Origin of the sequence: Cytobacillus oceanisediminis (genome assembly GCF_022811925.1) — a bacterium.
Classification (GTDB): domain Bacteria; phylum Bacillota; class Bacilli; order Bacillales; family Cytobacillaceae; genus Cytobacillus; species Cytobacillus oceanisediminis_D.
This window is the reverse complement of sequence record NZ_CP065511.1, coordinates 103,075-122,195: the sequence shown is the minus strand read 5'-3', so window position 1 is coordinate 122,195 and position 19,121 is coordinate 103,075. Positions and strand designations below refer to the sequence as shown.

At 45.0% G+C, this 19,121-nt stretch carries 19 protein-coding genes; 14 read left to right on the top strand and 5 right to left on the bottom strand.

Translation table 11 applies throughout. From position 1 onward, the window contains the following. Positions 1-155 precede the first annotated feature (155 nt). Both pta and IRB79_RS00595 read left to right on the top strand, forming a co-directional pair. A complete protein-coding gene (gene pta / locus IRB79_RS00600) occupies positions 156-1,133 on the top strand; it encodes a phosphate acetyltransferase (RefSeq protein ID WP_243506270.1) in 978 nt (325 codons plus the stop codon). 228 nt (positions 1,134-1,361) lie between these two features. After that, positions 1,362-2,204: an octanoyl-[GcvH]:protein N-octanoyltransferase gene (locus IRB79_RS00595; RefSeq protein ID WP_243506269.1), complete on the top strand. Its 843-nt coding sequence runs from the start codon at positions 1,362-1,364 to the stop codon at positions 2,202-2,204. A 432-nt stretch (positions 2,205-2,636) separates the two neighbouring features. Here the strand turns inward: IRB79_RS00595 and IRB79_RS00590 are convergent, their stop codons facing one another. Next, on the bottom strand, positions 2,637-3,389 hold the full coding sequence (locus tag IRB79_RS00590; protein WP_243506268.1) for an RsfA family transcriptional regulator: 753 nt from the start codon (positions 3,387-3,389) through the stop codon (positions 2,637-2,639). Between the two features lie 379 nt (positions 3,390-3,768). Here IRB79_RS00590 and IRB79_RS00585 point away from each other — a divergent pair, with 379 nt between their 5' ends. From IRB79_RS00585 to IRB79_RS00575, 3 genes are all read left to right on the top strand, one after another. Then, positions 3,769-3,993, top strand: coding sequence for a YuzB family protein (locus tag IRB79_RS00585; RefSeq protein WP_009332328.1), 225 nt, complete (start codon positions 3,769-3,771; stop codon positions 3,991-3,993). A 283-nt stretch (positions 3,994-4,276) separates the two neighbouring features. Continuing rightward, positions 4,277-5,578 carry an HD domain-containing protein gene (locus IRB79_RS00580; protein ID WP_243506267.1) on the top strand — a complete coding sequence of 434 codons (1,302 nt, stop codon included), beginning with the start codon at positions 4,277-4,279 and terminating at the stop codon, positions 5,576-5,578. 58 nt (positions 5,579-5,636) lie between these two features. Beyond that, positions 5,637-6,146 carry a YwgA family protein gene (locus IRB79_RS00575; protein WP_243506266.1) on the top strand — a complete coding sequence of 170 codons (510 nt, stop codon included), beginning with the start codon at positions 5,637-5,639 and terminating at the stop codon, positions 6,144-6,146. Between the two features lie 221 nt (positions 6,147-6,367). Here IRB79_RS00575 and IRB79_RS00570 read toward each other — a convergent pair whose 3' ends face one another. Beyond that, positions 6,368-6,553: a 2-hydroxymuconate tautomerase gene (locus IRB79_RS00570; protein WP_009332324.1), complete on the bottom strand. Its 186-nt coding sequence runs from the start codon at positions 6,551-6,553 to the stop codon at positions 6,368-6,370. A gap of 179 nt (positions 6,554-6,732) precedes the next feature. Here IRB79_RS00570 and IRB79_RS00565 point away from each other — a divergent pair, with 179 nt between their 5' ends. Both IRB79_RS00565 and IRB79_RS00560 read left to right on the top strand, forming a co-directional pair. Then, positions 6,733-7,392 (top strand): site-2 protease family protein, encoded by a 660-nt coding sequence (locus IRB79_RS00565; protein ID WP_019380571.1) that lies wholly within the window; start codon positions 6,733-6,735, stop codon positions 7,390-7,392. A gap of 37 nt (positions 7,393-7,429) precedes the next feature. After that, positions 7,430-7,942 (top strand): YwhD family protein, encoded by a 513-nt coding sequence (locus IRB79_RS00560; RefSeq protein WP_243506264.1) that lies wholly within the window; start codon positions 7,430-7,432, stop codon positions 7,940-7,942. 219 nt (positions 7,943-8,161) lie between these two features. On the opposite strand, the gene IRB79_RS00555 is transcribed toward IRB79_RS00560, so the two are convergent. Then, complete coding sequence (locus IRB79_RS00555) at positions 8,162-10,231, bottom strand: transglycosylase domain-containing protein (protein ID WP_243506262.1); 2,070 nt, start codon at positions 10,229-10,231, stop codon at positions 8,162-8,164. Between the two features lie 247 nt (positions 10,232-10,478). Here IRB79_RS00555 and speE point away from each other — a divergent pair, with 247 nt between their 5' ends. The 7 genes from speE (at position 10,479) to IRB79_RS00520 (ending at position 16,763) form a co-directional block, all read left to right on the top strand. Further along, positions 10,479-11,306: a spermidine synthase gene (gene speE / locus IRB79_RS00550; protein WP_197249049.1), complete on the top strand. Its 828-nt coding sequence runs from the start codon at positions 10,479-10,481 to the stop codon at positions 11,304-11,306. 60 nt (positions 11,307-11,366) lie between these two features. Beyond that, positions 11,367-12,245, top strand: a complete 879-nt coding sequence (gene speB / locus IRB79_RS00545; protein ID WP_026041615.1) for an agmatinase — start codon at positions 11,367-11,369, stop codon at positions 12,243-12,245. 257 nt (positions 12,246-12,502) lie between these two features. Further along, a complete protein-coding gene (locus tag IRB79_RS00540; protein ID WP_243506261.1) occupies positions 12,503-12,955 on the top strand; it encodes a YwiB family protein in 453 nt (150 codons plus the stop codon). Next, entirely contained in the window at positions 12,942-14,609 is a 1,668-nt protein-coding gene (argS, locus tag IRB79_RS00535; RefSeq protein ID WP_243506259.1) for an arginine--tRNA ligase, read from the top strand. The genes IRB79_RS00540 and argS overlap by 14 nt, the downstream gene beginning before the upstream one ends. A 128-nt stretch (positions 14,610-14,737) precedes the next feature. Beyond that, positions 14,738-14,917: a XapX domain-containing protein gene (locus IRB79_RS00530; RefSeq protein WP_243506257.1), complete on the top strand. Its 180-nt coding sequence runs from the start codon at positions 14,738-14,740 to the stop codon at positions 14,915-14,917. Positions 14,918-15,286: 369 nt separating this feature from the next. Then, positions 15,287-16,189 (top strand): DMT family transporter, encoded by a 903-nt coding sequence (locus IRB79_RS00525; RefSeq protein ID WP_243509684.1) that lies wholly within the window; start codon positions 15,287-15,289, stop codon positions 16,187-16,189. A 25-nt stretch (positions 16,190-16,214) separates the two neighbouring features. Next, on the top strand, positions 16,215-16,763 hold the full coding sequence (locus IRB79_RS00520) for a cysteine dioxygenase (protein ID WP_243506255.1): 549 nt from the start codon (positions 16,215-16,217) through the stop codon (positions 16,761-16,763). 29 nt (positions 16,764-16,792) lie between these two features. On the opposite strand, the gene uvsE is transcribed toward IRB79_RS00520, so the two are convergent. Together uvsE and cls are read right to left on the bottom strand one after the other, a co-directional pair. Further along, positions 16,793-17,749: a UV DNA damage repair endonuclease UvsE gene (uvsE, locus tag IRB79_RS00515; RefSeq protein WP_243506253.1), complete on the bottom strand. Its 957-nt coding sequence runs from the start codon at positions 17,747-17,749 to the stop codon at positions 16,793-16,795. Between the two features lie 30 nt (positions 17,750-17,779). Beyond that, positions 17,780-18,961, bottom strand: coding sequence for a cardiolipin synthase (cls, locus tag IRB79_RS00510; protein ID WP_243509682.1), 1,182 nt, complete (start codon positions 18,959-18,961; stop codon positions 17,780-17,782). Between the last annotated feature and the right edge of the window lie 160 nt (positions 18,962-19,121).

Here is a 19,121-nt window from a genome sequence, read left to right as displayed (position 1 = left end):
TATTGGAAATTTACCGAAAACAAAAACTTTTTAGTTGTAAACGCTAACAGTATGTGAACTCCTTGAAATTATTAGGATGAGGAGTATTCTAAGGGAGTATATAGGAGAATTTCTATTAAATTGAACGGAAAATTATTGCCGTAGGAGGAATTAGCATGAGTGACTTATTCACAGTATTGAAAGAAAAAGTAACAGGGCAGAATTTAAGAATCGTTTTTCCGGAAGGACAAGATGAGCGCATTTTAGCGGCTGCGGGCAGATTGGCTGCAGAAAAAATCGTCACTCCAATCCTTGTTGGAAACATTGCAGAAATTGAAGCGAAAGCAAAGGATATGGATATCAGCCTGGATTCAGCTGAAATTTATGATCCAAATAACTTTTTAATGATGGATGAGCTTGTGGCTGCATTTGTTGAAAGACGCAAAGGTAAAGCGACAGAAGAAGATGCGCGCAGGATCCTTCTGGATGAAAATTATTTCGGAACCATGCTGGTCTATGCAAATAAAGCAGACGGCCTTGTGAGCGGTGCAGCCCATTCAACAGCTGACACAGTGCGCCCGGCTCTTCAAATCATTAAAACAAAAGAAGGCGTGCGCAAAACATCTGGTGTATTCATCATGGTCCGTGACGATGAGAAATATGTTTTTGCTGATTGTGCCATTAACATTTCACCTGACAGCCAGGACCTGGCAGAAATTGCGATTGAAAGCGCGAAGACAGCCAGAATGTTCGATATCGAACCGCGTGTGGCCATGCTAAGCTTCTCAACAAAGGGCTCTGCCAAGTCTCCTGAAACGGAAAAAGTTTCGACGGCACTTGAAGCGGCTAAGGTTCGCGATCCGCTGTTGATCATCGACGGGGAATTCCAATTTGATGCGGCATTCGTTCCATCTGTAGCTGAGAAAAAAGCTCCGGATTCACCAATCCAGGGCGATGCAAATGTATTTGTTTTCCCTAGCCTGGAAGCCGGTAACATCGGCTACAAAATTGCCCAGCGCCTAGGAAACTTCGAGGCTGTGGGTCCAATCCTTCAAGGCTTGAACCGTCCGGTTAATGACCTGTCCCGCGGCTGCAATGAGGAAGACGTTTATAAGCTTGCTTTAATTACTGCAGCCCAAGCATTACATCAATAATACAGCAGTTTAGAAGCCGGTCCCTTGCGACTGGCTTTTTTGCTATAATGTATCTGGATATGGGCCTTTGGCCGATAAAGGCTCGAGATTGGCCGATAAAATGCGATAATTGGCCGATAAAGCTATAGTTTAGGCTGATAAACTAGCTGATTTGGCCGTTAAATGGATATTAAATAGATAAATTCTGCCGATTGACTGGAAATATCGGCAAAAGGGGATCAAATGAAGATGAATTCGCAACAAAATTTGCTGTTTCAGGAAGAATGGAGGGTCATTGACCAATCTGCTGCGGGCATCCACTTAAATGCCCTGCACTCATTCGGAATGGACGATACGCTTTGTGCTTCTGTCGGATCCGGTGCAGCGCCTGCGATCGCGAGGACATGGGTTCACCATAACACAATTGTGCTTGGAATCCAGGATACGAAGCTTCCTTTTTTAACTGAAGGCATCCATTTTCTAAAAAGCCAGGGATATGAAGTGATCGTTAGAAATTCCGGCGGCCTTGCCGTTGTCCTGGATCAAGGGGTCCTGAATATTTCGCTGATTTTTCCCGAAAGTGAAAAGGGAATTGATATAAACCGTGGCTATGATGCAATGTGGCTGCTCATTCAGGAGATGTTTTCCGATTTTCATAAAGAAATAGAGGCACGGGAAATTGTCGGCTCCTATTGCCCGGGAAGCTATGATCTAAGTATCGGGGGACAGAAATTTGCCGGCATTTCGCAAAGGCGCCTGCGCAATGGCGTGGCAGTTCAGATTTATCTTTGCGTGGATGGCAGCGGAAGTGAGCGGGCCGATTTGATTGGCAAATTCTATTCTCTTGCTAAAAGAGAAGAACAAACGAAGTTCCAGTACCCTGAAATTCAGCCGGCTGTAATGGCATCCTTGGCGGAATTGCTGGGGACAGAGCTGACGGTTCAGGATGTGATGCTCCGCTTTTTGCAGTCATTGAAAAAGAAAGCGGGCCGCCTTTATGCAGGGCAGCTGACAAATGAGGAAGCGGGCCTGTTTGAAGCCTATTACCGCCGTGTGATGGAACGGAATGAGAAAGTGCTTGGCAGCGAATAAATAAAAGAAGAGCCGCAGTCATGATCGATCTGCGGCCCTCCTTGAAAGGAATTGCTGCCATTTTCTCCTGCTCCTAAAGACCGGAAGCTTTTTCTATAAAATAAGGAAAAATGTGAACGTTGATATTTGTCTAGCTCCAGCGCCTACCCCCTCGAGGTCACAAGCTTGTCTTGTTGCGGCTCCTAGGGACTCGGGGTCATAAGCCGTTTCCTTTCAGAAGGAAGAACGCCTTCTTACAGGAACCGTCTTATGCCTGTCGTCCCTGGGCAGTCGCCTCCACATTTCGGGCAATCCTCCCAAAAAGGCAAAGGACGCCTTTCCGGAAGGCTCGTCTTGTGCTTGAGGCCCCCAGGATGGGGGTCATGCAGACGTTGCCACAGGACGTGGCGTTCTTAGTCAGCGTTCATTCGTGAGCAAGGCGCTTCCGCTTTTCTATTCAGCTACTCTCTCCAAATTGCCGTTGCGGTCCATTTTAAACTTGGATGCCGGCCTTTCTTCTTCATCAAACAGAACAAAATTGCGGGCTCTGTTCATAATTTTCATCAATGTCTCGTAATCTTCCTGAATGGTTACCGTATTCTGCTCCAATTCGCCGATTTTGCTCTCAAGCACTTCATTCCGGCTTCTGAGATCCGCATTTTCGCGCTTCAATCTTTCATTCTCATTCTTTAGTATATCAAGCTGAATGCCTGAATGATTCAATGTTTGCAAGTATGCGATAACGGTATCCATATCCAGCTGTGCAGGCGCAGTATAAACCGGCTCTGAGTAGGTGAAGGATGGGACCGTTTCTGTTTGGGCATGCACTTCATCCTCTGTGCGCTCCTCGTAAAAATCTGCCGGTGACGGCGGTACAATCACATTTGCCTTAATTGGCGCTGCTTCAACCTCCTGCATAGTTGGGACTGGCGGAGAGTATAAGAGTTTCTTTTTGCCGCCCTGATCCTTTCCTAGCATTCTTTGTCTCTGTTTGCGCTGTTTTTTGGCTAACTGAAGCGCTTTTTCATACTGGTGCCTCACCACAGCGTTCCAGCGGAATCCGCATGCCGCAGAGGTGCGGTTCAGCTTGTCCCCAACTTCCTCAAAAGCGTTTAACTGAGTGCTGCCTTCCCTCACATGCCGTAAAACGGTTTCTGCCAGCAATAAATCGTTTTCATCTGTCCAAGCGTCCTGACGTACTTTCATGTAACCTCAACTCCCTAAATTATTCTTTTTGCTGTTGCCTTAGTTAAAGGATGGACAAACATGGCAGATTTTATACAAAGGTGATTAAAAGGATAGTAGATTTTTTAAAAATTTTATTTTTCGCTAGATACGTATGGCGGTTTTGTGAAGATTACTAAGATTCACCACCCAAGTTAATGATTACAGCTTGCAATAGAGCAGGATAAGTTTTAAAATAGCCTGTAGCAGTTGGCAGGGCAGTCCTTTTATCTGAATAGGAATGCCGTGCAGCGGACATGCTTTAACGAAGAAGATGACCAGGCGCGTAATGCGCCGTGAAAGCTCCTGCAATTGTAGGGGCACAATATAAAAGATTGACCTCAGAAAGGGTTGTAATAAAATGGCAAACGAATTTCGTGTTTGCGACGATTGTCAGGCTGTAAATCTGAAGACATTGATACCGCGATTAAAAGAAATAGATCCTGAAGCAAAAATTGATGTCGGCTGCCAGTCCTATTGCGGGCCAGGCCGCAAAAAAACATTTGCTTTCGTCAATAACCGTCCCCTTGCCGCACTGACGGAAGAGGAATTGATGGAGAAAATTAATAAAAAGCTGAAAAAATAAAGATCACCCTGACTCCTGTCCTGAGGTGATTTTATTTTTTGCCTGAGTTTATGATTTAACCCCGATTGGTAAATAGACTTAGGAGGCAAAATTTGTTTTTAGAAAAGTCGAAAAATATTTCCGGGGCAGATGATTGCTGTATCGCGGTTTCTGTCGAAGAGGCATGAAAAACAGAGAATTTTGTGATGAATTGACACCGTAATCGGGATATAATAGGTATACGCCAGAAATTGGGAACAACAGGTTCGGACAGTGTGGACACAGGAAAAGCGGAGGGTACGGAATGGCATATTCAGCGGAAAAGTTAAGTGAGGAAAAAGTATTTAAAGATCCCGTTCATCGCTACATACACGTCAGGGACAGAGTGATCTGGGATTTAATCGGAACCAAAGAGTTTCAGCGTCTTAGAAGAATCAAGCAGCTCGGGACAACTTATTTAACCTTCCATGGTGCTGAGCATAGCCGCTTTAACCACTCGCTCGGAGTTTACGAGATTGTGCGGCGCATTTCCGATGACGTCTTTTTGGGCAGGCCGGAATGGGATGAAGAAGACCGCATCCTGACCTTATGCGCGGCACTTCTCCATGATTTGGGACACGGCCCGTTCTCACACTCCTTTGAAAAAGTATTCGACCTCGATCATGAACATTATACTCGTGCGATCATTCTCGGCGATACCGAGGTTCATCAGGTGCTCACAAGGGTAAGTGCCGATTTTCCTCAAAAAGTGGCAGATGTGATTGCCAAAACATCTAAAAATAAGCTGGTCGTCAGCCTGATTTCCAGCCAGATTGATGCGGACCGGATGGATTATCTGCAGAGGGATGCTTATTTTACCGGTGTCAGCTATGGCCACTTTGACATGGAGCGGATCCTGCGGGTCATGAGGCCGCGTGAAGACCAGGTCGTGATCAAGCAGAGCGGGATGCATGCCGTTGAGGATTACATTATGAGCCGGTACCAGATGTATTGGCAGGTGTATTTCCACCCGGTTACCCGCAGTGCAGAGGTGATCCTGACCAAAATCCTGCATCGCGCAAAAGATTTGCATGAACAGAAATACACGTTTAAGTATGATCCAATTCATTTTTATTCTTTATTCAATGGTGAGATCACTCTTGAGGATTATATAAAGCTCGATGAAGCTATTATTCTTTATTATTTTCAGATGTGGCAGGAGGAAGAAGATCCGATACTGAAAGATCTCTGCTGCCGCTTTATGGACCGGAATTTATATAAATATGTGGAATTCGACCCGGCGAAAGAGTACAAGAAGCTGGCGGAGCTGTCGGCTTTGTTCAAAAAAGCAGGCATCGATCCGGAATATTACCTGGTCGTCGATTCTTCATCTGATTTGCCTTATGATTTTTACCGTCCAGGCGAGGAAGAAGAAAGATTGCCGATTCATTTGCTTTTGAAAAATGGGGATATCCGCGAGCTTTCCCGTGAATCGGAGATCGTAGATGCCATTTCCGGGAAACGACGCACTGATCATAAGCTGTACTATCCGGCTGATTTTATTGCAGACGACAGCAAAAAGCCAAACATAAAAAAACAAATTAGAACGCTGCTGGAAATCGATTAAGACTACATAATTGGTTTTCTATAGATACGGGAAAAAACGGAGTAGGAGATGAAGAGCTTTGTTAAAGGATCACGCCAAACTAATGCACGCCATTGCAGTCTCTGATGAAGTCGTGGGACGGAAAAAGCTGCAGAAAATGATTTATATCGCCAAAAACATCGCATTTCCCTTTCAGGAAAGATTTCAATTTCACTTTTACGGGCCATATTCGGAAGAATTGACACTAAGGGTCGAAGAACTCTGCAACATGGGATTCTTAAACGAAGTAAAGGAAAAAAAGGGCGGCTATTATCAGTATCGTTATACCCTCACTGAACCCGGCAAGGAATTTTTGGATATCAACGAAGTCGACATGCCCAGCCTGCAGGACTGCCTGCTCGATATGAACGGCCAGAATGCCAGATTCCTTGAACTCGTCTCAACGGTCCTTTATTTTAACGACCTCCCAAAAGAAGAAGTGAAAGAAAAAGTTTTTACCCTAAAAAGCAAACAGCGCTACACGGATGAAGAAGTGGAACAGGCGTATCAATATATTGAGAGCTTAAGAGAAAAAGCCGGGCTGCATTAAGCGCCTGGCTTTTCTTATGTCTGCTTCGCGCAGCCAAAATTCCTGGAAAAGTCTATCCGCACATAAATCTGAGCTATCCGCACATAAATTTTTTTATGCGCAAGTAAAATCGTGCTATGCGCACATAAAAAAATTTATCCGCACATAAAAAGCCTCCTGGTTGAAAAAAATCCATAGAAAAAAGCAGTTTCCGCATGGAAAACTGCCATTTTTAAGTAATTCTACTGATCGCTTAAGCGTTTTCCGCCGACAGCATAGTGATTTTTGGACATTTCTTCGATAAATACGACGATTTTATCTTCAGGTGCTCCAGTCGTTTCGCTTACTGCAGCTGTTACTTTTTCAGCGAGCGCTTTTTTCTGTTCTTCAGTGCGTCCTTCAAGCATTTTAACGGTTACGTATGGCATTTCTTTTCCTCCTCACTATGTATGCTTGTATTTTTCCACTTTTTCTCGCAATGTGCAAGCCTGATTCCCTTTGACCAGGCGTTCATGTATACTTTTAGGTAAATAGCATCGGCTTTTCCTACATAGTATGTATAAATAAAGGCTGGCTTTTCAGCCGGCAGGAGAGGGAGTTTTGGCATTTGGAACAATTTTTGGCGTTTTCTCTCAGGGAGATTCCCTATGTCGCGGTAACGTTGATGATCGCCTTTACGGTCCATGAATTTGCCCATGCCTATGTGGCTTATAAGTTTGGGGATCCCACTGCAAAAAATCAGGGCAGATTAACCCTAAATCCCATGCAGCATCTGGACCCGATTGGAACAATCCTGATTTTTATTGCCGGTTTTGGATGGGCCAGGCCTGTACCGGTCAACCGTTTCTTTTTCAAAAATCCGAAGCTTGCCGGGATATCTGTCTCGATAGCGGGACCGATATCCAATCTGGTGATGGCTGTCCTGGGCTTTTTTATCTGGTATGCCCTAGCCGGTACAGGACTCGCTGCTTCGTTTCCAGCGTTTGTGGCAGATTTCCTGAATATCTTTATTCAGCTGAATTTAGTGCTGTTTGTATTCAACCTGCTGCCATTTCCGCCGCTTGATGGCTACAGAATTATTGAGGATCTGGCACCAGCACATATTCGCCCGAAAATGACCCAGTTTGAGGCATATGGCTCCGTGATTTTCCTTATCCTTGTCATTACACCGCTGGATCAATACACCATCCAGCCGATTTTTAACACCGTATTGCCAGTGCTGGCGAGCGGCCTAAATGATTTTTTCTATGAAATATTTATGACATAATAATAAGAGCCTAATATTTGCTTAGGAGGACTTGAAGATGGAAGAAAAAAAGAAAAAGAAAGTCGATTTTAATATAATCAAGAGTGACCCGACTGAAGGACATGGCGGATTTGGGGTCGGGACTCTGAGCCTTGATAATGTAACACCGGTTATTATTGATGTGGATGCCGGGGAGGCGTCTATTGAAGTGGGCGCCATGCATGCGCGCAGCCCTGTTGAAAAAGGCATCAAGTTTTTGAAAAGCAAAGAGGAAGTGCCAAACGGGAAACCGTACTGGCTGATTTGGGTCACCATTGACCGCAAAGAGGGGGGCGCTTATTATGCAGGTGTTACTGCATGTGAGATGACGGTCGACAGAGAAATCCGCCGGGGCTACAAATCGCTGCCAGAGCATGTGAACCGGATGGATAAGTCGATTAAAAGACACATCATGGTGGATCATATGGACGAGAAATCAAAAAAAGTGCTGGCAGATTTCCTGAAAAATCATGACGCAGGCATGTGGGAAAGATCGGCGGAACAGCTAAAAACAGATTTACAAGCCATTTAGAAAAAAAGTCTAATTTTGTGACGAAATTGTGACATTTTTTTGACTTGATTTTCTAACTACTTGTACAATTCCCATAAAAAAAGTAAACTATTTAACAGTGTGAAGGCACAATATAGCACTAGGACACGAAAAACCCCGGGATTCGGACCCCGGGGTTTTTCACTTTTATTAAAGTGGCACCTATACCAGTTTAACGGGTGGTATAGATGCCTGTCACCGTCACGATGCCCACCGAAACAGTTTCTTATACCAAGGTGTGTCCGGCTTCTTTTCCGGCTGCTCAGCTTTTTTCTGTTCTTTATGGTTCAAGTGGTCTGTACAGTATTCCGCTGGTTCTGTGCCTTCTGCGAAGTAGGTTAGGCGCTTGACCGGGCAGTTTTCCCCGGCAATTTTCCCGTTGGCTGGGTCAATGTAGACGCCGACTGTGTCTTTGGGCGCTTTGAAGTCCTTGGCCGGCTTTCCTTTATGGGCTTCCTCCATGAACCGGATCCAAATGTTTTTGGCATACGTTTTGTCAACGGTTTTTGTAATGACCTGGCCTTTGTCATAGCCGGTCCATACCGCTGTGACAAGCTGTGGTGTAAAGCCGGCCATCCAGCTGTCTGTTTCAGTCGAACCGGACTTGCCGGCGTACGGGCGGGTCATGTCGTTGATGACCGTGCTTCCCGTTACCTGGGCATAGCCGTTCAGCTTCCGGTCAAAAATGCCTGTCATCATATGGGTCATGACGAAAGCGAGGTCAGGCTTCAGAACCTTCATCTGGAATGGCTCCTGCTCGTAAATGACTTCGCCTTTATGGTTTTCCACGCGCTTAATCAGTACTGGCGAGACCTTTTTCCCTCCATTGGCAAACATGCTGTAGGCGTTCGCAAGCTCAATGACCCTCATGCCGGATGTGCCGAGTGCAAGGGAAGGCACCTTCGCCATTTTAGAGGTAATGCCAAATTTCTTGGCTGTATTGACAAGCGTCTCTTCTCCTAAAAATAAATGAGTCTTCACCGCATAGACATTGTCCGATAGAGCAAGGGCCTGGGCCATGGTGATCTCGTCATCCGCATACTTGCTGTTGAAGTTATGCGGTGTGTAGTCTGGCGTACCGTCTTCAAATCGAAAAGTCGTCTGCTCGCTCCGGATTGGAGTGGAAGGGGTGAAGCCCTGCTCCAATGCCGCATAATAGAGAAGCGGCTTTATCGTCGATCCTGGCTGCCTGACTGCCTGGACTGCCCGGTTAAAAGGACTTTCCTCATAATCACGTCCGCCGACCATCGCTTTCACATAGCCATTTTTCGGATTCATGGCCACGACTCCGACCTGAATCTCCGAGTCTTTTGAAATAAGCTTATCTATTGTTTCTTCCGCTATTTCCTGTTCCTTCAGATCCAAAGTGGTATAAACCTTCAATCCGCCCAGTTCAATGGTCCGGTCATCCAGCTTCAGCTGTGATTTAAGGGCATTGCGGACAGCGTCCTGGAAATACTGGGCTGTTTTCGCTCTTGGGTGCATGTGCTCGCCAACCAGCTCAAGCTCTTCCGCTGCCGCGAGATCTGCTTCTTTCTGGCTGATCAGCCCGTTGTTTACCATCGTCTGCAGAATCACTTTCTGCCGCTGATCCGCTTTTTCTGCTGATGCAAATGGCGAGTAAATGCCAGGACCCTTAGGGATGCCGGATAAAACCGAAGCCTCAGCCAATGTCAGCTCGCTTGCATCCTTCCCGAAATAGAACTGGCTTGCTGCCTGTGCGCCGTAAGCTCCATTGCCGTAATAAATCGTATTTAAATAACCTTCAAGGATTTCTTTCTTCGTATAATTCATCTCAAGCCTGATGGTATAAAAAGCCTCAAGCAGTTTCCGCTTCCAGGTTTTTTCATGTTCAAGGAACAGGTTGCGTGCATATTGCTGGCTGATGGTGCTGGCACCCTGAACTTTGGCCATTGCCTTTATATCAGCGAGGGCGGCACCTGCGATCCTTTTATAATCAAATCCATTGTGCTCGAAAAAATTCTTATCCTCAATTGAGACCGTCGCATCAATCAAATGCGGGTTGATGTCATCAAGTGGTGCCCAATAGCGCTTTTGGCCGTTGTGGCTTTCTCCGATAACCGTGCCATCATCCGAGAAAAATAAAGTCGATTGCGGAACGGCGAGCGGCGGCGGCCCCAAGATTTTTGCATATACCAGAATGCCTCCGATCATCACGGCGGCTAAAGCCATTCCTATTAAGCTAATAATGAGAACCGCACGCAAATATTTCATTGTTTTCCGAAAACGCTGATCCGTCATTAATTCCAAGTCTGACACCCCCTGATTCTTTCTAAAAGTAAAATAAACATAAGTACATATCTTCAGTATTGAAAAAAGAGGGCGATTTTAAACATCTTTCTCTACTAATTAGCGAAATTTTTCTTGCAATTTTGCTAGATTCATCTATACTTTTTCTGTGTTTGTTATTTGCATGTTAGGGAAGTATAAAAGATGAAAATGCTTTTTGCTGCTCTTTAGTGATAATTCATTTTTTTATGGAAGGAATGATTAAAGAATGGGACTTTGGTTTACAGAGAAACAAACGGAGAACTTTGGCATTACGATGAAGGTGAAGCGTACTTTACATACAGAACAGACAGAATTCCAGAAGCTTGATATGGTGGAAACAGAAGAGTGGGGCAATATGCTTCTTCTTGATGATATGGTTATGACTTCAATCAAGGATGAGTTTGTTTACCATGAGATGGTTGCGCATATTCCTTTGTTCACGCATCCAAACCCTGAAAACGTTCTTGTCGTTGGCGGCGGTGACGGCGGCGTCATCCGTGAAGTCCTTAAGCACCCAAGCGTGAAAAAGGCGACTCTTGTGGATATCGATGGAAAGGTTATTGAGTACTCAAAAAAATACCTTCCTGAGATTGCAGGCAAGCTTGATGACCCTCGCGTTGATGTGCAGGTTGGCGATGGCTTCATGCACATTGCTGAAAGCGAAAATGAATATGACGTGATCATGGTTGACTCAACTGAGCCGGTAGGACCTGCGGTAAATCTATTCACAAAAGGCTTCTATGCTGGAATCTCTAAAGCGTTAAAAGAAGACGGCATCTTTGTGGCCCAGTCTGACAATCCTTGGTTCAAAGCGGACCTTATCCGCAACGTGCAGCGCGATGTGAAAGAGATTTTCCCGATCACTCGCCTATACACTGCCAACATTCCTACGTACCCAAGCGGCATGTGGGCCTTCACAATCGGATCTAAAAAATACGATCCATTAGAAGTAAGCGAAGATCGCTTCCATGAGATCGAAACAAAATACTATACGAAAGAATTGCATAAAGCGGCATTTGTATTGCCAAAATTTGTTGCAGACTTAGTAAAGTAATGGACAGGCTGCTTTCTAAAGCGGCCTTCTTGAATACATAAAAAGTGAGGGATGACCTTGGTGCGTTTTGATGAAGCCTATTCAGGCAATGTGTTTATTAAAAGCCATCCTAGTTATGAGGAAAGTGAAGCGGTCATTTATGGAATGCCGATGGACTGGACGGTCAGCTATCGTCCGGGCTCCCGTTTCGGCCCTGCCCGCATCCGTGAAGTGTCCATCGGGCTTGAAGAGTACAGCCCATACCTGGACCGCGAGCTTGAAGAGGTAAAATATTATGATGCAGGCGATATTCCGCTGCCATTCGGAAATCCGCAAAAAAGTATCGATATGATTGAGGAGTTTATCGATCAGCTTCTGGCGGAGGATAAATTCCCGCTTGGCATGGGCGGAGAACATTTGGTTTCCTGGCCTGTCATCAAAGCGATGTACAAAAAATATCCGGATTTAGCGATTATACACATGGACGCCCATACGGATCTTCGTGTGGATTATGAAGGGGAGCCATTATCCCACTCTACACCAATCCGAAAAGCAGCTGATTTGATAGGACCTGGCAATATCTATTCTTTCGGCATCCGTTCCGGCATGAAAGAAGAATTTCAGTGGGCAAAGGAAGTCGGCATGCACATTTCAAAATTCGAAGTGCACAAGCCATTGAAAGATATCCTTCCTAAGCTTGCAGGACGACCGGTCTATGTAACGATTGATATTGATGTTCTCGACCCTGCCCACGCGCCGGGAACAGGCACAGTCGACGCAGGCGGCATCACTTCAAGAGAGCTTCTTGCTTCTATTCATGAAATTGCCCATTCAGATGTTAAAGTCGTTGGAGCTGACCTTGTCGAGGTTGCGCCAATCTATGATCCATCTGAACAAACAGCCAATACAGCAAGCAAACTGATCCGTGAAATGATTCTTGGATGGGTGAATAAAAAATAAAGTGAAACTTCAATCAGTTGGGGAGTTCTTTATCCCCAACTGATTGTTAGTTGAACCAATCGGGCCTTTACGGGCAGTTTGACCCCACTAATACTCCATTCATTCTTCTGAGTCTTGAATGGGGGGGCTTACTGCCCGTTAGACTGCGATAAACGGGGACTTCGGTCTCCGTTTTTTTCGTCTTTCACCTCCTTGCACTTTCCCCAGCGAGTATTTATACTTATATAGTTATATACGATGAAAAGGATGTGTTGCCGTTGTCCAGTCGCTCAGCGGAACAAATGCCTGTGAAGATTAATGTGAAGACAGATATTCGCTGCGGAGGCAGCAAAGAGACTTTTGAATTGACTGCTTTTGGCCGATACTATATAAAAGATTCTGCCCGGTTCCTTCAGTATGATGAAGTGATGGAAGAGGGAACAGTAAAGACGATCATAAAAATGTCCGATGCAGATGGGCTGATTTTACGAAGCGGCGCCGTGAAAATGAGGCTCCCTTTCAGAATGAATAAAAAGCTCCGCGGCAGCTACGAGACGCCTTACGGAGTGTTTGAGATGGGCACGGTGACCAAGCGGATGGTCCATCAATATGATCACGAATCTGGTGAAGGTTCGATTGATATTTTATACGATCTGAAAGTGCAGGGATCCCAGGCAGGTACATACCATTTGGCGATTACGTTTGAGGAGGAGAACAATGAACATAGTTGAGCAGGTGCAAGACAAATTAAAGCAGGAAATCAAGGATGCGGTTGTAAAGGCTGGTTTGGCAGCGGAAGAGCAGATCCCTGATGTAATTCTTGAAATCCCGAAGGAAAAGGCTCATGGCGATTATTCCACCAATATGGCGATGCAATTAGCACGTGTGGCTAAAAAGGCGCCAAGAATGATTGCGGAAGATCTTATCGCTCATTTTGACAGCTCCAAGGCATCGATCGAAAAAATTGAAATTGCCGGGCCTGGCTTCATCAATTTTTATATGAATAATTCTTATTTGACTGACCTGATTCCGGCCGTTCTGGAAGCAGGAGATCATTACGGAGAAACAACAGTTGGAAACAGCCAGAAGATCCAGGTCGAGTTTGTTTCAGCTAACCCAACAGGGGACTTGCATCTTGGACATGCCCGAGGCGCAGCTGTCGGCGACTCTCTATGTAACATTTTAGATAAAGCTGGCTACGATGTATCCCGTGAGTACTATATCAATGATGCCGGCAACCAGATTAACAATCTGGCTCTATCGGTTGAAGCGCGATATTTCCAGGCTCTTGGCCTTGAAAAAGGAATGCCGGCTGACGGCTACCATGGCGAAGACATCATCGGCATCGGCAAAAAGCTGGCTGAAGAGTACGGCGAAAAGTATGTAAATGCGGATGAAAAAGAGCGTTTTGACTTTTTCCGTGAATACGGCCTGAAATATGAAATGGCGAAGCTGAAGCAGGATCTTGAAGATTTCCGCGTGCCATTTGATGTTTGGTATTCTGAAACATCCCTTTATCATAATGGCAAAATCGACACAGCCCTTCAGGCATTAAAGGATAACGGCCACATTTACGAAGAAGAGGGTGCAACCTGGTTCCGCTCAACTGCTTTCGGTGATGACAAAGACCGTGTTCTTATTAAAAATGACGGCTCTTACACGTATCTGACTCCAGATATCGCTTACCATAAAGACAAGCTTGAAAGAGGCTTTGAAAAGCTGATCAACATTTGGGGCGCTGACCACCATGGCTACATTCCGCGCATGAAGGCGGCCATCCAGGCGCTTGGCTATGACCGTGAGGCGCTCGAAGTCGAAATCATTCAGCTGGTACACTTATACAAAAACGGCGAAAAAATGAAGATGAGCAAACGCACCGGCAAAGCGGTAACAATGCGTGACCTTGTGGAAGAAGTAGGACTGGACGCAACACGCTATTTCTTCGCGATGAGAAGCGCTGATACGCATCTTGATTTTGACCTTGATCTGGCTGTATCGCAATCCAATGAAAACCCTGTTTACTATGCCCAGTATGCACACGCGCGTATCTCCAGCATCCTGCGCCAGGGTGAAGAGCAGGGCATGGCTGCCGGAGCTGCAGACTACTCCCTGATTCAGGCGGAAAAGGAAATCGACGTTCTGAAGAAAATCGGCGAATTCCCGCAGGCTGTCGGCGAAGCGGCGCAAAAGCGCATGCCGCACAGAATCACGAACTATATTTATGAACTGGCTTCTTCTTTCCACAGCTTCTATAATGCTGAAAAAGTATTGGATGCGGAAAATCCGGAAAGAACTAAAGCCCGTCTGGCACTGATCAAAGCAGTTCAGACTACCTTGAAGAATGCTCTGAAGTTAATCGGGGTATCTGCACCTGAAAAAATGTAAACCTCAAAGCTGGCACTTATAGATGCCGGCTTTTTTCATGTTTTTGACGGAAAAGGGGAAGCTAAAGGCATATGTTTAAGGTTATAGTTAAACTGGTAAAACATAGTAATCCATTATAGGAGGATCTCATGAAAATCGTTCTTTTATCCATACTTACAGGATTTCTTGTCGGATTTGTCTTTGCTTTCATGAAGCTGCCGATTCCCGCACCGCCAGCTCTGCCTGGCATTATGGGGATTGTCGGCATTTACCTCGGGTTTAAAGCATATGAAGTGATTCTGCCCTGGCTGCAGGGGATATTGAGATAGATTGGGAAAGGGTGTCCATGTTATTTGGGGACATCCTTTTTGTCTAAATGTGAACTTTGCAAATAAATCCTGAATTTAGCAAATAAACCTTGGAAACCAGCAAACAATAGTTGAAACTAGCAAACAAATCAGGAAACCAGCAAACAAACCTGGTAAATCAGCAAACAAACCGAAAACCAGGCAGCAATCCAGGAAAACTAAAGAGCAAACCCCAAAAAATTAGTCAACAAACCCGGCAAATCAGCAAACAAATGATAAATTTAGCAAATAACCTGTCCGAACCCGCAAGTAAATCAAACTAAACTCCGCATGTTACATCGGGACGAGCATATCATGATAGAAACCCTTCCGGAAAGGACATGCCCGCCCATGAAACCACAGTTTGCAGCCTCACTTTACGCAACCATTTCAATCTGTTTTTGGGGAGTCTCTTTTGTCTCCACCAAAGCAGTTTTGGATAAGCTGGATCCTTATACATTAATCATGCTCCGGTTTGCCATCGGGGCGGCTTTTCTGCTTCTTTTGCTCTTGCTGAAAAGATATCCTCTCCAGATTCCGCTCAAATATATTCCTCATTTAGTTGTTCTCGGTGTTCTCGGCGTTTTCATTCACCAGGTCATCCAGGTAACAGCTCTAAAGACGATAGACGCCTCATCTGCAGGATGGATTATTTCTTTTTCACCTGTATTCACTGTGCTGCTCTCCATGATCTTTCTTCATGAAAAATTGACATTACTTAAGACACTAGGCATTATAACAGCCATTTCCGGCGTGCTCATGGTAACGGGAGCGAGAAGCGGCCAGACGCTGGGATTTGCTTTAAATATAGGCTATTTTCTGATGATCCTAAGTACACTGAATTGGGCGGTATATTCGATTTTGGTGAGGAAACTGCAAATTAAGCTGCCGTCCCTTGCGGTCACTTTTTATATGAGTTTGCTTGGATGCTTGTTGACCATTCCCTTTTTAATGAGAGATAGAGGGTGGGAGAAGTTCCATCTTTTATCAGATGCTGAATGGGCTCATATATTGTTTCTGGGCATATTTGTATCGGGGATTGGCTACTGGTACTGGTCCAAGGCACTCGAGGTTTTGGAAGCTTCCAAAGTATCGATGTTTATCTATATGGAACCGCTGTTTACCTTTATAGCGGCCATTCTATTGCTTCGTGAAAAAATTTTCTTCATAAGCATCATGGGCGGGATCATAATTATTATAGGAGTGATCATGGTGAATGGTCAGATGCAATATTTTTCATGGAGGAAACGATAATCCACATTAAAGGGGGAGTCGTTTAATGGTCTTGAAGGGACGGTTTAAAAACATTTTGGATTCATTGAAATCACCTTCTGCAGAAGAACTTAGAAAGGCTTTGGCATCACTTGATATCAAGCTTGAGGAACTGCTTCCGCACTTGCTGCCGGCAGATGGAAAACCCTATTACCGCAAGCTGCTCTACCAGAATGATGAAGTGGAGCTGCTCGTCATGAACTGGTCTGATATCGAATGCGCCCCGCATGATCATGGAAATTCAAAGGGATGGATTCAAGTGTTAAATGGAGATTCGGAAAACACCGTTTTTGAAGTGAAGGAAGACGTCCCAGTTGAGCTTTTTGCAGAGATAAAGTCCAAAGACTCCTTCTTTTTTGCTCCCAAAAAAGGTGTGCACAAAATGAAGAGTGCAGGCAGGGAGAACCTTGTCACACTGCATCTTTATTCACCTCCGATTACTGGTATGAAGGTTTACGACCTGCATAAGTGCGCTGCCTGTGTAGTCTCTGAAGACTGTGGGGCATGGTGGCCTGAGGAGGTGAGACAGAAGGTGAAGGAGATTCAGTTAAGATAAAAGGGCGTTCCGCACATGGAACGCCTTCCTCATTTCCACTCAATCTCCGCCCCGCCAATCCTTTTCACCCCGCGGATGCTGCTGATATCCTCTGTCAGCTTAAGCGCAGCCTTATCTTTTGCTTTAGCTTCAATCATGAAATCGATATCCCGATTAAAGGTTTTCAGCAGATCGAGAAGTGGCCTGATGAAATCAATGTCAACATAGTCGGCATGGGACCGGAAGGCTTTTTCCGATTTGGGCGAGGAGATGTGGATTTTCGGCTTGAGTCCTGTTTTTTCCCACGTCTGAAAAATCTCCGGGAGAAGCTCATCCAGCGGGCGGGTGCCGAGGTTCGCCATATGGTGGTGATAATCGAACACAAGGGGGATGTTTTCTTTCTGGCAGGCCAGGAGAGTTTCATCCGCGTTATAGGTTTTGTCATCATTCTCGAGTGTCATTTGCTCTTTAATATGAGAAGGCAGCATTTGGAGATTTTCATGGAAACGGCGGATGGTCGTGAGCTTGTCCCCGTAAGCCCCGCCAATATGGATATTAATGATGCTTTCGTTTTCAACGCCCATGGCCTCGAACATCCGGTAATGGTATTCCATATCTTTGACTGCATTTCGGGTCACATCCTCGCGCGGAGATGTGAACAGGGTGAATTGATTGGGATGAAAGCTGACGCGGAGTCCATGTTTTTTAATCAATTCACCGATTTCAAGCCATTTATCCTTAAAGGGTGTGACAAAATCCCATAAAACCTCCGGGTGTGTGGCCAGGGGCACGATGGAGCTTGAAAGCCGATATAGCTGAATTTCATGGGCGATATTAAAATAAAGCATTCTTAACGTATTTTGCAGATTCACCGCTGTGACGGCCTTCAGTTTTTCCAGCCCTTCTTCCTCAGGCATTTGCTGAAAGCGCGTAAACGTTAACGTTCTCGCGGGAGATGCCTCCCACAAGCTGATGGCATGAGAAACATATCCCAGTCTGATTTTCAATTTGCAGCACCTTCTTTTTACTGGCCTCCTTTAGAGGAAGCTTGCCACAGACCGGGCAAGCATCTCTTTGAATGTCCGTAAAGGATCCAGCCGGTTTAATTCTTTTAGCGTCAATCTCTTTGCATTTAGTATGTCTTTGTCTACAACAGCTTGGACCTGCTTAATGAACTCTTTGTCATAAATAAAGCAATTGATTTCATAATTTAAGAACAGGCTCCGCTTATCAAAATTGGCTGTTCCGACATCACTGATTTCATTATCGATAACAATCGCCTTTGCATGGTAAAAGCCCTTTTTGTACTCATACACATAAGCACCTTGTTTAATCAAGGTCCTTAAATAAAGATAAGAGGCCTCTTTTACAAGAATATGGTCCGTGATGCATGGGACGAGTATTTTTACTGTAACGCCGCGTTCCAGGGCATGAATTAAGTCCTGAAAAAGCCTTTTGCCAGGAATAAAATAGGGAGTCCCAATGGTAATGCTCTTTTTCGCATTGCGTATTAAGGAGGAGAAGCTTTCTTCTAAAAAAGCTCCCTTATAAGCCGCAAACTGATGGCGGTATTCACCTGCGTGCTGCTCAGGAAAATAGACGCTGTTTGCGAGCAGGTCGGTCTTAGTTGCTTTATACCAATCGGCTAGAAATTCTCTTTGCAGATCCAGCACACCTTCGCCGCGGAATTTCAAATGATAGTCACGCCAGGGGTTCAGCTTTTTATCCTGATTGATGTATTCTTTGCCGATATTGAAGCCGCCGCTGTAACCGATCTTTCCGTCAATAACGGTAATTTTCCGGTGGTTCCTGGCCTGGAAAGAATAGAAGAGAAAAGGAAGCTTTGGCACATGGGCAAACGAAAACTTAATGCCGCTGCTTTTAAGATCCTTAACAGTCTTTTTCTTAACCGGAAAGCTTCCGGCCCAGTCGAGCAAAAGGCGGACTTCCACTCCTTCTTTTGCTTTACCCTTTAAAATAGTTAAAAACTCCTTGCTGATTTTATCATCCTTCACAATATAAAATAAAACATGAATGTGCTTTTGCGCTTTTCTTAGCTCGGAAAATAAATCATCAAATAAAGCAGGCCCATCTGCAAACAACTCCATATCAGACTGCCGGATGGGTAAGGCGGTCCGCTCAAGCTTTTTCATATGGCTTTTCCGGCCCCATGTAAAATCGATATAGAGCCATAAGAAAATGACGAGTAAAACGGCCATAATGATATTCCAGACAGTCAATGCGATCTTCCTCTCGACAGGATTTTCCTGTTAGTATTTCCTGCAGAGATTTTTCTATCATGGAATCTTCCCAAAAAGGGAGGACTTTTCACCTTTAAAAAGAATTTAATAAATGAAAATAATAAAATTTTTCGAACAA

Bases quoted from the DNA above. Each gene is read 5' to 3' on its own strand.
- IRB79_RS00595 (WP_243506269.1), top strand. From the start codon at position 1,362: ATGAATTCGCAACAAAATTTGCTGTTTCAGGAAGAATGGAGGGTCATT.
- IRB79_RS00530 (WP_243506257.1), top strand. From the start codon at position 14,738: ATGAAAATCGTTCTTTTATCCATACTTACAGGATTTCTTGTCGGATTT.
- argS (WP_243506259.1), top strand. From the start codon at position 12,942: ATGAACATAGTTGAGCAGGTGCAAGACAAATTAAAGCAGGAAATCAAG.
- speE (WP_197249049.1), top strand. From the start codon at position 10,479: ATGGGACTTTGGTTTACAGAGAAACAAACGGAGAACTTTGGCATTACG.
- IRB79_RS00560 (WP_243506264.1), top strand. From the start codon at position 7,430: ATGGAAGAAAAAAAGAAAAAGAAAGTCGATTTTAATATAATCAAGAGT.
- cls (WP_243509682.1), bottom strand. From the start codon at position 18,961: ATGGCCGTTTTACTCGTCATTTTCTTATGGCTCTATATCGATTTTACA.
- IRB79_RS00570 (WP_009332324.1), bottom strand. From the start codon at position 6,553: ATGCCATACGTAACCGTTAAAATGCTTGAAGGACGCACTGAAGAACAG.
- IRB79_RS00590 (WP_243506268.1), bottom strand. From the start codon at position 3,389: ATGAAAGTACGTCAGGACGCTTGGACAGATGAAAACGATTTATTGCTG.
- pta (WP_243506270.1), top strand. From the start codon at position 156: ATGAGTGACTTATTCACAGTATTGAAAGAAAAAGTAACAGGGCAGAAT.
- IRB79_RS00580 (WP_243506267.1), top strand. From the start codon at position 4,277: ATGGCATATTCAGCGGAAAAGTTAAGTGAGGAAAAAGTATTTAAAGAT.
- IRB79_RS00585 (WP_009332328.1), top strand. From the start codon at position 3,769: ATGGCAAACGAATTTCGTGTTTGCGACGATTGTCAGGCTGTAAATCTG.
- IRB79_RS00520 (WP_243506255.1), top strand. From the start codon at position 16,215: ATGGTCTTGAAGGGACGGTTTAAAAACATTTTGGATTCATTGAAATCA.
- IRB79_RS00525 (WP_243509684.1), top strand. From the start codon at position 15,287: ATGAAACCACAGTTTGCAGCCTCACTTTACGCAACCATTTCAATCTGT.